Source organism: Bifidobacterium sp. ESL0819 (genome assembly GCF_052606245.1).
The window spans coordinates 1,054,574-1,071,585 of record NZ_CP199587.1; the positions used below are offsets into that span (position 1 = coordinate 1,054,574).

Genomic DNA, 17,012 nt, shown 5'->3' on the forward strand with positions numbered 1-17,012 from the left:
ATCAGTCACAGGGATGCCCGTCAGACGGGCATCCCGCCAAAAGGCAAACTTCAGAGCAGTTACAAGATCAGAGACAGGACACAGAGTGCTGGACGTCAATGCATTTGACAAACTGAGAATCGGACTGGCCACGGCCGACGACATCCGCGGCTGGAGCTATGGCGAGGTCAAGAAGCCGGAAACCATCAACTACCGTACCTTGAAGCCCGAGAAGGACGGCCTGTTCGGCGAGCAGATCTTCGGACCCACCCGCGACTGGGAATGCGCCTGTGGCAAGTACAAGCGCGTGCGCTTCAAGGGAATCGTCTGCGAGCGCTGCGGCGTGGAGGTCACCCGCTCCCGCGTCCGTCGCGAGCGTATGGGCCACATCGAGCTGGCCGCCCCCGTCACCCACATCTGGTTCTTCAAGGGCGTGCCCTCACGGCTGGGCTACCTGCTGGACATCGCGCCCAAGGACCTGGAGAAGGTCATCTATTTCGCGGCCTACATGGTCACCAAGGTGGATGAGGACCAGCGCCACAAGGATCTGCCCGACCTGCAGGACGAGTTCGACAATGAGATCAGCCAGCTGGAGAAGAAGCGCGACCTGGAGATCGACAAGCGCGCCAAGAAGCTGGAGGAGGACCTGGCCGAGCTGGAAAAGACCGACGAGGTCAAGAGCTCCATGAAGGCCCGTCTGCGCAACGGAGCCGAGCGGGACATGACCGCCATCCGCAAGCGCTACGACGACCAGATCCAGAGGATCACCGCCGTCTTCGACCGCTTCAAGACCCTGAAGCCCGGCGACATGGAGGGCGATGTGGATCTGTGGCGGGAGATGCAGGACCGCTACGGTGACTACTTCGAGGGCTGCATGGGCGCCGAGGCCATCAAGAAGCGTCTGCAGGACTTCGACCTGGAGGGCGCGGCCAAGGAGCTCCGTCACGAGATCGACACTGGCTCCGGCCAGCGCAAGGCCCGCGCCCTCAAGCGTCTCAAGGTGGTCTCCGCCTTCCTGAACACCGGCAACAAGCCTGAGGCCATGGTCCTGGACGTCGTCCCGGTCATCCCGCCCGATCTGCGCCCCATGGTGCAGCTGGACGGCGGCCGCTTCGCCACCTCCGACCTGAACGATCTCTACCGGCGCGTCATCAACCGCAACAACAGGCTCAAGCGCCTGATCGAGCTGGGCGCCCCCGAGATCATGCTCAATAACGAGAAGCGCATGCTCCAGGAGGCTGTGGACTCCCTCTTCGACAACGGCCGCCGCGGCCGTCCCGTCACCGGAGCCTCCAACCGCCCGCTGAAGTCCCTGGCAGACATGCTCAAGGGCAAGCAGGGCCGCTTCCGTCAGAACCTGCTGGGCAAGCGCGTGGACTACTCCGGCCGTTCCGTGATCGTGGTCGGGCCCTCCCTGCGCATGCACCAGTGCGGCCTGCCCAAGCCCATGGCCCTGGAGCTCTTCAAGCCCTTCGTCATCAAGCGGCTGGTGGATCTCAACTATGCGCAGAACATGAAGAGCGCCAAGCGGCTGGTCGACCGCGGCGACCCCGAGGTCTGGGGCGTGCTGGAGGAGGTCATCTCCGAGCACCCCGTCCTGCTCAACCGTGCGCCTACGCTGCACCGTCTGGGCATCCAGGCCTTCGAGCCCATCCTGGTCGAGGGCAAGGCCATCCACCTGCCCCCGCTGGCCTGCGCGGCCTTCAACGCCGACTTTGACGGCGACCAGATGGCAGTCCACCTGCCCCTGTCGGCAGAGGCCCAGGCTGAGGCTCGCTCGCTCATGCTGGCCTCCGACAACATCCTCAAGCCCGCCGACGGCCATACGGTCACCATGCCCTCCCAGGACATGATTCTGGGTCTGTACTACCTGACCAGCGTAGTGCCCGGCGCCAAGGGCCAGGGCCGGATCTTCTCCAGCCTGGCTGAGGCCCGGATGGCCCTGGACCTGGGTGAGATCGACATGCAGGCCAAGATCCTGCTGCGGGTGCCTGCAGACTTCGTCATGCCCAGGAACTGGGAGCCCGGCGACCTCAAGGTCGTCGACCCCGAGCCCGGCAGCCCTGACGTGGTCAAGGAGGAGGTCTTCAAGGACGGCTCCAGGCTATTCGCTACCAACTACGGGCGGGTCCTGTTCAACCAGACGCTCCCTGTGGACTACCCCTTCATCAACGAGCAAGTGCCCAAGGGCAAGCTGTCCGGGATCGTGGACGACATCGCTACTCGGTACTCCACCGCCCAAGTTGCGGCCACACTGGATGCCCTGAAGGATCTGGGCTTCACCCGGGCCCAGTGGTCCGGCGTGACCATGGCCTTCTCCGACATCGTGGTGCCGCCCGAGCGCAGCGAGATCGTCAACGAGTACCAGGGGCAGGCCGCCAAGGTCAACTCCCAGTACGACATGGGTCTGCTGACCGACGAGGAGCGCCGTCAGGAGCTGATCAACCTGTGGACCGAGTGCACCGACAAGGTGGCTGACGCCATGCAGGAGCATTTCACTCCGGACAACAACGTGAACATCATGGTCCAGTCCGGGGCGCGAGGCAACTGGATGCAGATCCGCCAGATCGCCGGTATGCGAGGCCTGGTGGCCAACCCCAAGGGCGAGATCATCCCTCGACCGGTCAAGTCCAACTACCACGACGGCCTGTCGGTGCTGGAGTACTTCATCTCCCAGCACGGCGCCCGCAAGGGTCTGGCCGACACTGCACTGCGCACCGCCGAGTCGGGCTACCTGACCCGTCGTCTGGTAGACGTCTCCCAGGACGTGATCGTGCGCGAGGAGGACTGCGGCACCATGCGCGGTCTGACCATGAAGGTGGCCGAGCGCGACGAGCAGGGCAACCTGGTCCTGGTCAAGGCCGCCGACGGCGGACCCTACTCCAGGCTCCTGGCCGCCGACGTCATCGACCCCAAGGACGGCAAGACCGTGCTCTACAAGCGCGGTGATGCACTGTCCATGGATGTCCTGCGCGACATGGTCGCCCACGGCGTGGAGGAGGTCAAGGCCCGTTCGGTCCTGACCTGCGAGTCCACCCGCGGGGTGTGCGCCAAGTGCTACGGCTGGTCTCTGGCCACCAACAAGCTGGTGGACGTCGGCGAGGCCGTGGGCATCGTGGCCGCCCAGTCCATCGGCGAGCCCGGCACCCAGCTGACGCTGCGTTCCTTCCACTCCGGCGGCGTGGCTTCGGCCTCCGACATCACCCAGGGCCTTCCCCGTGTCACCGAGCTCTTCGAGGCTCGTACCCCCAAGGGCGAGGCTCCTATTGCGGAGTTCCCTGGAACCGTCAAGGTGGAGGACACCGACCGTGGCCGCCAGGTGACCCTGACCCCGGACGACACCTCTGTGGAGGCGCTGACCTACCCGGTCACCCGCCGTGCGCCCATGATGGTCAAGGACGGACAGCACGTCGAGGCCGGCACCCAGCTGATCGAAGGCTCCGTGGATCCCAAGAAGATCCTGCGCATCCTCGGCCCGCGCGCTGCTCAGGTGAACATCGTCAACGAGGTGCACACGGTCTACCGCTCCCAGGGCGTGGACATCCACGACAAGCACATCGAGGTCATCGTCCACCAGATGCTCCGCCGCGTCACGGTCATCGACTCGGGCGACACTGATCTGCTGCCCGGCGAGCTGGTCGACCAGGCCAAGTTCAAGGCCGCCAACATGAAGGCCGTCAAGGCCGGAGGCAAGCCGGCTGCGGGACGCCCCGAGCTCATGGGCATCACCAAGGCCTCTCTGGCCACTGACTCCTGGCTGTCGGCCGCCTCCTTCCAGGAGACGACCCGCGTACTCACCGAGGCCGCACTGAACCAGAAGGTCGACGACCTGAAGGGCCTCAAGGAGAACGTGATCATCGGCAAGCTGATCCCTGCCGGCACTGGCCTGGCCAGGTACCGCAACGCCACCGTGGAGCCCGACAAGGCCATCCGCGACACCATCTACCCCAACTTCGGTCTGGGTGGCGGCGATGTGGATCTGAGCGACGCCGATCTGAACGATGTGGACTTCTCCAACATCGACTTCGGGGACCTGAAGCTGGGCGACGACTTCAACCCTGACGACTTCCTCAACGACCAGGGCGGCCAGAGCCATCTGGACACCCCCAACGTGCAGGACCCGTCAGCTGATGCCGACAATCAGACGGCTGCCACGGGCGCGGGATCCTCGGATGCCGCCGACGGCAGCGACTCTGCCCAGCAGCCGCCGCAGCAGTCCGGCGATGCCACCTTCTCCTCCTCGGAGGACCAGCGCTCCAATCAGTGAGCGTCTGAATAACTGAATAACTGAATAACTGGTAGTCGCAGATCCGCTTAGGCCTTATGATCCGGCCTAACGGATTGGGCTGCAGAATACGTGATAAAAAATGAGGGCCTTTACGATCCCAACGATCGTAAAGGCCCTTGTTTTGTTTTCCTCAGCGATCCGGGTTGCCGACGGACGGTAGCAAACGACGGCTGTCTGGTGACCGTGTCTACATCCGTGGTCCACGGCGCAGTAAGTTAGCCCTAGCTTTGCGTGTGAGCCCTGCCTCAGTGGGTTGGTAAGGTCTTGATTCTTAAAGCTCGATCGCAGAACACGCTCTCTTTGCTGCGATGTCATTTGTCTGAGCAAGGAGGAAACGCCATGGCGGGTCCAACCATGATAGGCAGGTCAGCGCAGGTGCCTAGGGGAAAGCAGAGTGCGCCAGCGTCGGGTTCGCGGCAGGGACGTCAGAATGGCGGATCGAAGCTTGTCTACCAGCTGCCAGCAGTCTTGGGCCTCCTGCTCATTGGAAGGGTTCCGGTCGAAAGAGGCCTGATCGGCCATGTCGCGCAGTCGATCAAGATCCCGGCGCAGTCCGGCCGACGAGGCTCCTGGCGGGTCGGTCAGAAGGGTCTGGGCGATCAGAACCGCCTGCTCGCTACGGGTGCCCTCCAGGGGCAGGCCGGTCTGTCTGCCCAGGTTGCCGATCTGTCGCCAGCCGGCGCGGATACGTGTCTTCGCGTCGCCGGTCGACCGGGCCCGACTGAGCAGCCAGGCCTTGATGCCTAGCAGGAGCAGAATCAGGAGAGCCGGCAGCCAGAGCGGCATGGTCCAGAGTGCCGCTTTGGCTATCACAGGTCCGTACCGCTTCCAGAAGGAGAGTGAAGACTGCAGGGATGCTTCCTGCCCGCCGACGGTAGTCCTACCCTGGGTGGCTCTGTCGTCGCGGGGAGGATCGACCAGCGGGGGCGGAGGCTGGCGGACCAGGGTGCGCGGATCGGGCGGCGTGGAGTCCAGGGACTTGTCCGGGGTCTTGGTCTCCGGCGGCGTGGGGTAGAAGGGGACCCATCCTAGTCCCTTCAGATTGACCTCCACCCAGGCCTGAGCATCACGTCCGGTAAAGTCGGTTCGGGTACTCCCATCCGACTCGGTCCTGGTTCGTGACCGACTGATGGCGCCGTCATGGTTCTTGGGCAGGAATCCCAAGACCACCCGGGATGGCAGACCCATCTGCCTGGCCAGGAGAGCCATGGCCGAGGCGTATTGCTCGCTGTCGCCCACCATGGCCTGGCCCTGCATCAGCTGATTGATCCGATAGTCGCCATGGCCGGAGGGTGAGGGGTAGTCTCCAGCTAAACCGTGGGAAAACCATCCTTCACGATGCAGCCGTTCTTCGATAGCCAGTGCCCTGGCGCCGCCGCGCACCTGCATGGAAGTCATGGAGGCAGCGGCCTTGGGTAGGCTTTCAGGGGCATCCGCCAGGGGAGGCACCTGGGCTTCTCCCGGATCGCTGTCGGCAATGCGACGGGTGCCGGGTCTGTCTTCGGCCAGGCCGTGCACTGTATAGCTGGATCCCGCCTGCAGGACCTGATCAGTCAAAGCCGTGTCCGTGGCTTTGTTGAAGTAGAGATTCTCCCGCTGCAGACCCTGAATCGGGTCAATGCCTTTGACCTGTCCAGCGGAAGGCAGCCAGGCGTGGTCGAATCCCTCTCGAATCTGGAAGGTTGCTGTAAATGACTTTCCGGCCGATTTGCTGTCTTTGGTCTTCTCAGATTGTGTTTCTGTGCGGATCTGGGCGCCGATGCGTCGGTAATCGGCGGCTCCTGCTCCCGAGGAGTCTGACAGGTTCCAGACCTTGCCGTCATAACGGTCCATGACGGCCATGCGGACCGGTGTACCGGCGGGGAGGTTACGGACCGTAACCAGGGTATCGTCGCGGTGGCGTTTGATATAGGCACGGTAATCGCTCAAGGGGCTGGTGAACTGGTAAGGGTTCATGGGTGGCTGATAGTGATCGCGAATGACCAGCCGTGTCGGGGCAGGCAGGAGTCCAGCGGAGAAAATCAGTCCGGCTGCCAAGACCAGGGTCAGGAGGGCGGATGCGGGTCCTTGCAGACGCAGCAGCCCCAGTCCGCTGGCAGACCAGATCAGCAGGAGCAGCCAGAGGACGCCGCCCGTCAAGGCTGGGTAGAGGCCTTTGCTGGTGCCCAGGGCCGCCGACACAGCCATGGTGGCCAGGACGGGCAGGGTGGATGCCAGGACGGCAACGGGGTGCGCTGGCCGTCCCAAGTTGCGGCCCAGGCCAAAGCGGGCCAGGAGTACGGCCAAATAACAGGTCCAGAGCATCAGTGTCCACAGGGCCATCAACCCGCCGGCTTCCTGGCCCAGGGGCGGGTCGATGGCTGCCAGGGTCTTGAAAGCGCTGAATGTTGCTGACCACCCTTGTGCCAGAGTTGCCCAGGTGGGCAGGATATGGGCTAGCGTGGTTCCATTCAGGGTAAAGATGGGGCCCAGCAGGAACTGGCCCGCAATCAGCAGCAGAGGCTGCAGAATGGCTGTGGCGATCCCACGGCGGGGGAGCATGGCGATCAGCAGTCCGGTCAGACAGGCGGCTGTTCCCACTGTCAGCCAGGAGGGCAGGCTACCGTATACCGGCAGCAGCTGCAGCCCAGCCAGCAGATCGAGCGCTGCCAGGGCAGCGATCGGAATGATGGGGGAGTGGCGCTTGGTCGGGTCGATGCTGGATTGCAGGCCAGCCTGGTCGATCAGGCGGATAGGCTCCTCCTGGGCTTGATCCATCCATGATGCAGATGTGCTCATGACTGGTTCTCCAAGAAGATGGGAAGGTCCCGAAGGCTGCCCAGAACGGCGCTGACCAGGCCTGGCTGCGTCTGTAGGCTTGGATGGGCATCCAGATCGGCGGCCAGCAGCATGACCGGGAATGTGTCCTGAGCTGATCTGTCTATCAGTGCTGAGGTTTGACGCTCGCCCAGTGAACCGGTCACCAGGATGGTCAGGCTGGTCCGCTCGGAAGCATCACCCAGGTCAGGCTTGCTATAGCTGTCCTGGCGAGGGCTGATGGCGCTGCAGGCATCCAGGAAGCTTCGGGGATCCTGCGAGGGCAGGGTGGTCCATGCGTGGGGATCGTCCGGTTCTGGGGCCAGTGCTTGCAGCCGACGGCCGTCAAGCAGGCATCGGCAGCCCAAGGAGGCGAAGATTTCAACTGCCAGTTCGAATTCATCCGCGTTTCGGTAGGAGTCGGCCTGCCCGTCCAGGATGAGTTCGGTTCTGGTGCGCACGGTGGGCTCGTACTGGCGAACCATCAGAGTGCCGGCCCGGGCAGTGGACAGCCAGTGGACCCGCTTTATGTCGTCGCCCGGAGCATAGGGGCGCAGGGCATGGAACTCCAGGTCGTCGTCGACGATGCCAGGGCCAGGATCTCCCTCCAGGTCGCGTTCCAATCCGGCCTGAAGGGGCGGCAGGGCCACTGTGCGAGGATGGATATAGAGTTTTCGAGCGTTGGTCAGGATCCGACGGCGGCGGATGAGTCCCAGCGGATCCCCAGCCTCCATCGTCACCGGGCCCAGGTCAATCACGCCACGGGACCTGGCTTTAAGTTTGAGGCGGATCTGGTGGCTCTGGCCGGGAGCCAGAGCAGGCAAAGGCGCCAAAGCGGTTCCCTGGCCGATTGTCAGGCCTACTCGACCGCGACGAGTTGAACGGCTGCTTGGGTTGGTCAGAACCAGGACCAGTTCAGCCTGGCCGCCCACCTCCAGACGGCCTTGATCAAGACTTGTTTCGGCACTGCAGGACAAGTTGCCTAGGCTCATCAACAACCCGAGCAGCAGCATGCTTACCCCCAGCAGGGCGCCCGCCAGCAGTTCACGCCAGCCTGTTGGAGCGAAGGCCAGAGCGCACAGAAGCGCAGCCAGAGCCATGGACCGGCCCAGGGCGGTGACGGACTGCCACAGATCAGCGGCCAAAACTCGCAGGCTGTGTCTGGATCCTGCCGAGGTTGCAGGTCTCGCTTCCGGGGCAGGTCGGCGGGAGAAAGCGGTCATGCTCACTGCTCTCCAGTCGGGACGGGGACCTTGGCCAGGGCTTCGGCCAGCGCCTGGTGCTCGTCCATGTCCGCCAGTCTGCTCTGGGCGGTCAGGATAAGCCGGTGGGCCAGGATGGGGTCGACCAGATCCTTGACATCATCGGGAATCACGTAGCTGCGACCCTGAGCGCAGGCCCGGATCCTGGCGCAACGGACAAGGGCCAGTCCGCCTCTGATGGAGGAGCCGACTTGGATGGCGGAGCTGTGCCGTGTGGCTTCGATGATGTGGATGACGTACTCCATGATTGGGGGAGCGCAGAAGACCTTGGAGGCGCAGGCGGCCATGGCTTCTACCTGGGCGGCGTCAACCACCGGGTCGACCAGTCCGGCCCTGTCACGGATGTCGGCCTCTTCAAGGATGCGCATGCTGGCATCGTGTCCAGGTGCCCCAAGCGAGGTGCGGATCAGAAAGCGGTCCATCTGCGCCTCGGGCAGGGCATAGGTGCCCAGTTGCTCGATGGGATTCTGAGTGGCTATAACCATGAATGGCCGAGGGAGTCGGTAGGTTCGACCGTCTACGGTCACCTGGCCTTCCTCCATGACCTCCAGCAGGGCTGACTGGGTTTTGGGGGAGGCTCGGTTGATCTCGTCGGCCAGGACCAGGGAGGCGAAGACTGGACCGGGTCGGAAGGAGAATCGTCCTTGAGACTGGTCGTAGAAGGTCACGCCGAGCAGATCGGAGGGCAGCAGGTCGGGGGTGAATTGAATCCGCTTGCAATCCACGGCAATGGAGGCGGCCAGGGCGCGTGACAGCTGGGTCTTGCCGGTGCCCGGATTGTCCTCCAGGAGTACATGGCCTCCTGCGATCAAGGCGGTGACGCACAAGGCAATGGTCTCCTCCTTGCCCAGCACTGCCTGGCCCACGTTGTCGACGATAGAGCGGAAGAGGCTGGCGAAAGCCGACACGTCTACGGCGGCCTGGCTGCTGCCTCCGGTCTGATCTGACCGTCTTTGCTTCCTGGTCCCAACTGCCTGATCTTCTGGTTCGGCGGCAGGCTGTTGATCCTGTCCGATCTCTTCCGTATCCCGAGGTTGGTCGGTCCCGACCTCATAAGGGAGGGCCGAGGTCTGCTCCAACTGGAGGTATCGAGTCTGATCGCTGGCGTCGACCATATCGGACCTTGCAGGAGCTGATGAGGACCGGGCTAATAGGTTACTGACCGGCTGGCGGCCGGGGATGGTCTCGTCTTCCACCATGGTGCTGTCTGACGGTAAGGATTCCGCCCTAGGCGTCTGAGTGGTTTTATGCCTGGCGGTCGAGGGGACGCGGCCGGGCAGGGTCCGATCGTCGCTCACAGCCGAAGGAGTTTCCTTCTGGCCCAGGCCGGACATGAGAGCCTGGCGCTGTCGCTTCAGCAGATCCAGCCGGTCGGCAAAAACCCGGTGCCCTTCACTGTTCGCCTCACGCGCGGTTGTGGGGATATTCCGTCTTGTCGCGTCATCCGCGATGGTGTCGTCCTGTTGAATGGGTTCCTGTGCGTTTTGTTCATCCATGGTCATTCATCCTTGTCTGCTCCGGGGACCTCTGACGAAGGGTTTTATTGCTTGGCTTGTCGGTCTCTTTGGGCAGGGTAAGCTCCTTGGTGGCGGAGGGCGAATGGCCTTCGGACCCCACTCCATGGATGCGAGCGACCGCCCGGAAGTTCAGTGTTGTGCCCGGCTTGGCTGACCCGGCGGGCAGCGTGATTGTTTCACTCACTTCCTGCTGGTTGCAGGGCAGGGTCCAGGACGCCTTGTCGGGATCAATACCTTCGATGTCCACCTGGATGTCCGCGCAGGGTCGGCCATGTTCGGCCCCAGGGTTCAGGACTAGCTTGACCTGGTTGTTGCCTAGGTACTCCAAGGTCTGGAATGCCGGCGGATCCGGATGCGACCAAGTGGATCCGGCGGCTGAGGCCACAGGTCCTGATCCCGCCATATTAGCTGGGGTCACGCTTACTGTGCAGGTGCCTCCTGCCTCATCATGACTCACGTCGAAGACCGCATTGGTGGAGTTGGCCGCGCGCCATCGTGGCGAACCGCAACCTGAACCCTCGCCGTGGACCGTATAGCTCTGGATGGGCGAGCCATGATTCTCAGGTGCACGCCAGGTGACAGTCAGTATTTCCTTGCTGTCGCCGTTCACGGTCAGTGCCTGTACACCTCCGGGAAGCGCGTCCGGTCTGGCTGCCGCCGGCGAGGAAGCGGGGGACCAGCCCACCTGGTTGTGGGCCTGAACGGTGAAGGAGTAGTCGTGGCCGTTGGACAGCCCATCGATCCGGCACGTGACGGCATTGCCGCAGGAGCGTTGACCTGAGCCTGCAGCTGAGGTGTAGGAGACTCGGTACTCGTCCACTGGACTGCCGTTGACTGCACCAGGCTCCCAAGCCAGGAGAACTGTTCCGTCGCCTGCCTGGGCGGCGCCCGCCAGCATTCTGGGGGCCTGTGGGCGGTCGATGATGCCCACGGTGATGGTGGCGGTGACCCGGCGACCCGGATCCCGGCTGCCATCTTCGACTGTGGCCAGGATGGTGTTGGTTGAGGCGCCGATGTCACGATCGGCTTTGATGGCGATCCGTCCGTTGCCCAGGTTGGTGGCTGTCAGTCGAGAGGCGTCGTCGCTGACCAGGCCGAGCAGGCGAAGCGGAGTGTCGGGGAAGGGGTTGAGGGCACCCTCGAACAGGTTCAGCTCCACGCTCTGTCCGGCCTTGAGCCCTACCTGGCGCGAGGGGACTGAAGCCAGAGGTCGGGTGGTGGCCACGATGCGGAAGGCCAGGACCGTATGCGCATTGCCGGATGAACTGGTGATGGTCACCGGCAGGGTGGCCTTGGTGCCGGATGTTGCGGTCTTGTCGGCGGCCACGTTCAGCTGGCCCCGGGGACTCAGACTGGCATGGATCGGCCCCTGGGGGTCACCAGCGGAGAAAGTGCCATCGGCCGGGTCGCTTCCCTGCGGCCAGCGGGTCATGGCGGTCAGGGAGATGGTCTGCGCCGGTTCCCCGGCCACCAGATCGATGACCGGTGCCGAGAGGACTGGCGGGGATGCTTTGCCGCCGAACACGGTGATGGGCAGAGTCAGCACCGACTCGTTGATGATGGCCTGGCCGCCTGGATCCCCGTCACGGACTGCAAAGGTCAGCGAGGCTGGGCCGGCATAATCCCTTGCGGCGGTGAATTTCAGAGTGTGCTCGTCCACGTAGGGGTCGGATCCGTCGGATTTGGTGGCCGAGACGGACTGGCGGGAGACGATTCGTGCGGTCTTGCCTGCACCCACCCTGACCTGATCGGCGATGTCGATGGTGATGCTTTGCCCAGCTCGTACTTTGAGGGCCGGAGCACGGGGTCTTAGGACCGGTGGGAATACTCCATAGGCAGGAACTTTCACAAAAGCCATTGAAGTGATGTTGTAGCGGGTATTGGTCACGGTGTAGGGCACGGCTCTGGCTTGATCGGTCAGATCGATGACCAGCTTGGTGGAGCCTGCTTCGCCGACCGTTCTGGCATGGGCCCTGGCCTCAGGATGAATTCCAAGGCGCAGATCATCAAGGGTGCCGGAAGGATTGCTGATGGAATCAGCCAGATTGACTTCCACGCTGCGCTTGTCCACCGTATCCTCAGGGGCCACCTGGTAATCCTGAGCTATGGGCGGCTGGATGGGGGCTTGGGGATCCGAGACTACGGTCAGGGTGGCCTGGTCGCTCAGTCCTGCCTGGTTGCGTGCCTGGTAGACCAGATAGGAAGTGCCTGGCTGCGAGGGGGCGGTCAGCCGGATCATGCCGTCTTCGACGCTGGCTTGGTCAAGGCCCTGGCGCTCCAAGTGGGGGCCCAGGCTCAAGGGGTCGTCGTCCCCTGAAATGTCGTTGAGCAGGACAGGTACGTCGGCCACGGTCCCGGGCCGCAGTCTGACCTTGTCATCCCGGGCGAAGACTCCGGTCACTGATGAGTCGGGAAAGACGCCGATGCGGATGCGCGCCTGGGCGCGCTGCCCCACCCAATCCTCCACGGCATAGGTGAACTCATCGGTGCCGTGCGAGTCGGGATAGGCTTCATAGATCAGGTAGTCGGCTCCGGCTTTGACGATCCTGCCCAGCTTGGGCACTTGGTTGCCTAAGCCGGACAAGGTGTCGCAGTCTCCATCGGGATCGATGCCGGTCAGCGGGACGGGGATGCGCACCTTGGTCCCGGCAGCCACCTGGGCCCGCAGATCCTTCGGGGTGGGTGCGGGCTTGTTGGATGCGTCAGAGGCATGCACCCGGAAGGTGATGGTGCCAGAGGCCGCGTTGCCCAGATCGTCCCTGACCGTATAGGTGGCCGGGAAGTCACCGGTGCGCTCGCTGGCCTGGTATCTGACCGTATCTCCGGATACGAAGGCCAATCCCGCAAAGGTGCGCTGATCCGTGGTCAGCTTCTGGTCCAGGGTGACGCTGGTCCCGTCAGCGTGTGTGACCTTGTCCATGACCGAAACCGTGACCAGGCCCGATGAGCGGACCCCAACCGTGAGATTCGGGGCCTTGGGCGCCGAGGCTGCCCTGTTCAATGAGGGAGGCTGCAGGACGATGGTTCCCTGAGCGCTGCCATTGGCGTTGGCGACCGTGTAGGCAATGCTCAGTGGTCGTGTGGGGATTTTTCTGGCCGACAGGTAGATCCGGCGATGGTCCACGATGCCCACTTTGATGCCGGAGTTCGGATCCACGTGCACATCGGTCAGGGCCAGTACTCCGCCCATGGGATCCAGGTCGTTGTCGAGGGGATCGACGATGGCGGTCTGGTCGGCACCCAGCAGGGCAACGTCGTTGACGGGAACCGGCGGAGCGGATCCGCTCTGGTTTCGTTCGGCTTCCAGCCTGACGAGTCCTTGGGTCTCCTGGTCGCCTTGGGCTACCCGATAGGGCACATAATAGGTGCCTGGGTTAGCAGCGGTGGCTGTGAAGGAAAGGCTCTCGGCGTTGACCTCCACCTGTATTCCATCGGGCTTGTCGACCTGGACCAAGCGAAGAGGCCGAGCAGCATTGGCATGTACGCTTCTGCTCAGATCCACAGTGACCTCTCGTCCGGGAGTGGCTTGGCGAATGACCGGATCGACCAGTGGAGCCAGCGTGTTGACGGGTCTGACAGTGAAATAAATGAGTCCCTGACCGCTCATGAGCCCGTCTGAAACAGTGACCTTGACGGCCAGACGACCGGAGGTGGCCGAGCCGGCGCTCATGGTCAGCTGTCCGTCAGCCCTGGTGGACAGGGATATGCGATCGGAGTTCACCGACTCGGCGCCGACCAGGGTCAACGGATCGCCCTCGGGATCCTCGAAGCCGGACAGGGCGTTGACGGTGGTCGTGGCCCCTTGCTCCACCTCGTACTCGGGAGGGGTGTCGTTCTGGACCGGTGCCTGGTCGCCTTGGTCCATCTTGGCTGGGGCGATGTTGAGGTCGATGCCGGCCGAGGAGACCTGTCCGCGTCCGTCGGTGATGGAGTAGTTGATTCGGGCCCGGCCGTCAGGTGCGTCGCTGGCATCCACCTGCAGATAGCGTCCGTTCATAACCGGAGTCAGGCGCAGATTACCCTGCGAGCTTCGCGCATCCTCGATCCGCAGAACCGAGCAATCGGTCTGGCGATCGTTGCGCAAAGGGTCCAGCAGGGCTCTGGATCCGGCCCGAATGCCCAGACTGTCATCCTGGGCCTGGATGGGCTGGGACCCTGATCGGCAGGTGGCTGCGAAACGCTGGCGATTGTCGGCTGAGTCCTGGCGTTGATCGTTGCTGTCCGCGTGCTTGATTTCCATGGTCTGCCACTGCGGCCGGATCACCTTGGTGGAGGATCGGGGGTTCCAGACATCGCCAGTCAGCACATCGTTGAGGATGACCCTCCGGTGGTTGGCCCGGAAGACCAGATCCGAGGTGGGGCTGATGGCCTCCAGTGTGGCGGGATGCGGCTGCTGTGACCGGACCTGTGGCACGGCTTTCCCTGTGGCGCACAGTCGCAGGAAGTTCCGTCCCGAGGAGGCCCAGGCCGTCCAGAGACATCCGCCCGAGGAGACCGGCTGGGCGGGTTGACCGCTGCCGCCGGTACGTACTGTCTCAATGTGATTCTTGGGGTGATCCAGTTCAACCAGGTGGACGCTTTCCTGATCGGTCAGGCCTGCCCAGGGTCCCTGGCGGTCCATATCGACTGGAGTGGACTGAAGCTGCAGGTCTCCCCGGTGCGGTATACGGACGGATCCCTGTGGCCAGTAAAGCCGATCGCCGGCCAGGAGGACGGGTCTTCCGTCGATGACGCTGAGCGCAGTGGCCCGGATGGGGGCGTGGCCAGTCAAGGAGTCCAGTTCACGGTGGGCCCGTGAGTCGGGTCCATCGATCCTGAGCACGACCCCGTCCGAGGGCCGGTAGGCGTAGACGACTCCGGAGGCATCCACAGTGACGGCGGCTCCGGAGCCCAAGGTCAGCACAGGGTCTCGGCGTTGCGTGTCCAGATTTCCCGGCGAGGCGGCCTGACCCACCCAGATCCTGCCAGTCCGCGCCTGGAAGAGGACCAAAGTGGGCCCGTTGATTATCCGCTGGACTCTGGCATCCGACCGGGTGGTGTCCCCTAGAGCAGCGGTGGAGGCCGCTATGGGAGCCATCCCTCCCTCACGGCCCAGGATGACCGCGTATCCACTCTGGGCCAGGTCGAAGTGATCAGTGCCCGTCGACAGGGCCACGTCCGCCTCTCCGATGTCGGGCTTGAACCGGGCGACCTTGCGCTCGTTCTGGGAGGTGATCCAGATGCTGCCGTCGTCCACCTGAACGGCACGGCGGTCCACTCCATGCACGAACAGGGCGCCAAGAACGAGCAGGATCAGCGCCGCCAGCGTGACAGCTAGGATGACGGCAGGGTTCCTGGCACGGACGGCCAGTGCATGCCGCAGACGCAGCCCGGCGCGGCGCATCCGCAGGAATCGTCCCCGCAAGTCCATAATTCCGTAAGTTCCTTTCCCGCACGACAGGGTGCCTGGGATATGCCTTTGCCTCTCCGTTGGGTCCCCGACCGCCGTCAATGCCCCTCTCTGACGACCGATTTTAGCTGATTTCCAAGGTCTTGGCAGTCTGTGAAAATCGGGGTGGTCGAATGCGGACTACAACAACCGTAGCTCATTGAGCTGCACAGATGATGGTCGGGTCCTGTGACATGCTCTGGTCGGCACGCACCAGAGTTACGCTAATGCAGGTCTGACCCCCCTGTGGATCGTCGATGCGGGCGGTCGGCTGTCGGGTCTGAACGCTTTGGCCATGGCCTCCGGTGCCGTCCTGGTCCAAGGGACGCCAAACATAGGTGTCTCCTGGCTTGGGGTCGGGATTGGTCCAGGTGAAAACTGCCGTGGTGCCCTGGTAGCGGCCCTGACCCTGTGTGGGCGAGGGAACAGGGCCCTCCTGTAGCTCTTGGGAGTCGCTCGAATTCGTCGGGTCTGGTGACTGCGCCTGTTGGGAGTGCGTCTGGGAGGAGCCTGTAGTCGGCTGTGAGCCTTGTTTGGCACCATTAGGCAGGCCGACAACCAGGGCCCAGACCAGGACTAGGGCCAGGACGGCAGCGAGAATCAGAGCCGGAAGAATCACACGGCGACCCCCGCCGGAAAACCGCCTGGCCCGGCTATGTTCATGGTCAGCGATCGTTCCCCTACCGGGTTGCTGACGTGATTCGGATCTGGCCCCTGCCTCGGTCCAGAGGGGGTCGGATTCCTTCCTTTCCGGCCGGCCCGCAATGGCTCCGACCTTGGCATGCGGACGTGCATCCGTCTTCGGATAGGGGTCGATTCCCTCGCCGATGAACGGCGTTGCATGGCCATAGAGCTGCTCCTGGACATCCTGAAGCGCGCGGCCGAACTCCAACGCCGAATAGTAGCGGTCGTCCCGGTCATGAGCCATGGCCTTCTTCAGAACCGCAGCCAAGACAGGAGAGGTCTCGCCCATGTGCAGAACAGGAGTTTCCGCTGTCATGATCAGCTGGGCCAGGTGACTTTCATTCCGGGCCTGGTAGGCGTACTCGTAGGGAGAGCGGCCAGCCAACATGCCGAAGAGCGAGGCGCCTAGGGAGTAGATGTCGCTGGCCTCCGATCCTCCCGAGCGATTTGCCAGGACCTCTGGCGCCGCCCAGGGTATGGAAAGCCCGCCGGTCTGTTCGCCTTCATAGATGCTCGACGAGATGCCGAAGTCGGCCAGGACGGGCAGGCCCTGGTCGGTGATCAGAAAGTTGCTGGGTTTGACGTCCCGGTGCAGGATTCCCCGTTCATGGGCGCAGCAGAGAGCCGAAGCCATGCGCACCCCTAGATCCAGCACGCCTTCCTGGTCCATGCCCCCGCTGAGCATGATGGACTTGCAGCTGCCGCCCGGAGCGTATTCGAGTACCAGGCAATCCCGTCCGTCATCGCTGACCAGGGCCTGGTGGATGCTCAGGATGCAGGGGTGGGTAGAGAGCTTGGCCAGGGTTTTGGCCTCTCGCAGAAAGAGCTGATGAGTCTTTCGGTCCATGTTGCTTTGGATGGCCACCTTGACTGCCACTGGTCGGTTGAGCCCCTCCTGTTCGTACAGATAGACGGCGGCGGTGCCTCCCAGGTCCAGGGGCCGCAGGAGCCGAAGCCCGGGCAGCGCCGGCGCCTGGTCCATGACTGGAGCCGCACCCGGGCGCTGGGCCTGGGAACCATTCTGCTGCAAGAGACACCTCCTGAGGACTCTGTCTGAG

Annotated in this window: 6 protein-coding genes; 1 reads left to right on the forward strand and 5 read right to left on the reverse strand. The window is 63.6% G+C overall.

Features of this window, described 5'->3' with window-relative positions:
- The first annotated feature begins 85 nt into the window (after window positions 1-85).
- Complete coding sequence (locus ACUIAD_RS04500) at window positions 86-4,246, forward strand: DNA-directed RNA polymerase subunit beta' (RefSeq protein ID WP_445342891.1); 4,161 nt, start codon at window positions 86-88, stop codon at window positions 4,244-4,246.
- A gap of 387 nt (window positions 4,247-4,633) precedes the next feature.
- On the opposite strand, the gene ACUIAD_RS04505 is transcribed toward ACUIAD_RS04500, so the two are convergent.
- The 5 genes from ACUIAD_RS04505 to ACUIAD_RS04525 form a co-directional block, all read right to left on the reverse strand.
- Window positions 4,634-7,045 (reverse strand): transglutaminase family protein, encoded by a 2,412-nt coding sequence (locus ACUIAD_RS04505; RefSeq protein WP_445342892.1) that lies wholly within the window; start codon window positions 7,043-7,045, stop codon window positions 4,634-4,636.
- Complete coding sequence (locus tag ACUIAD_RS04510; protein WP_445343800.1) at window positions 7,042-8,286, reverse strand: DUF58 domain-containing protein; 1,245 nt, start codon at window positions 8,284-8,286, stop codon at window positions 7,042-7,044. The genes ACUIAD_RS04505 and ACUIAD_RS04510 overlap by 4 nt, the downstream gene beginning before the upstream one ends.
- 2 nt (window positions 8,287-8,288) lie before the next feature.
- Window positions 8,289-9,821 carry an AAA family ATPase gene (locus ACUIAD_RS04515; protein ID WP_258333109.1) on the reverse strand — a complete coding sequence of 511 codons (1,533 nt, stop codon included), beginning with the start codon at window positions 9,819-9,821 and terminating at the stop codon, window positions 8,289-8,291.
- Complete coding sequence (locus tag ACUIAD_RS04520) at window positions 9,814-15,252, reverse strand: Ig-like domain-containing protein (RefSeq protein ID WP_445342893.1); 5,439 nt, start codon at window positions 15,250-15,252, stop codon at window positions 9,814-9,816. The genes ACUIAD_RS04515 and ACUIAD_RS04520 overlap by 8 nt, the downstream gene beginning before the upstream one ends.
- 175 nt (window positions 15,253-15,427) lie before the next feature.
- Window positions 15,428-16,984: a serine/threonine protein kinase gene (locus tag ACUIAD_RS04525; RefSeq protein WP_445342894.1), complete on the reverse strand. Its 1,557-nt coding sequence runs from the start codon at window positions 16,982-16,984 to the stop codon at window positions 15,428-15,430.
- Window positions 16,985-17,012 lie beyond the last annotated feature (28 nt).

Coding starts and splice junctions, on each gene's coding strand:
- ACUIAD_RS04505 (WP_445342892.1), bottom strand. CDS start 7,045: ATGAGCACATCTGCATCATGGATGGATCAAGCCCAGGAGGAGCCTATC.
- ACUIAD_RS04510 (WP_445343800.1), bottom strand. CDS start 8,286: ATGACCGCTTTCTCCCGCCGACCTGCCCCGGAAGCGAGACCTGCAACC.
- ACUIAD_RS04515 (WP_258333109.1), bottom strand. CDS start 9,821: ATGGATGAACAAAACGCACAGGAACCCATTCAACAGGACGACACCATC.
- ACUIAD_RS04520 (WP_445342893.1), bottom strand. CDS start 15,252: ATGGACTTGCGGGGACGATTCCTGCGGATGCGCCGCGCCGGGCTGCGT.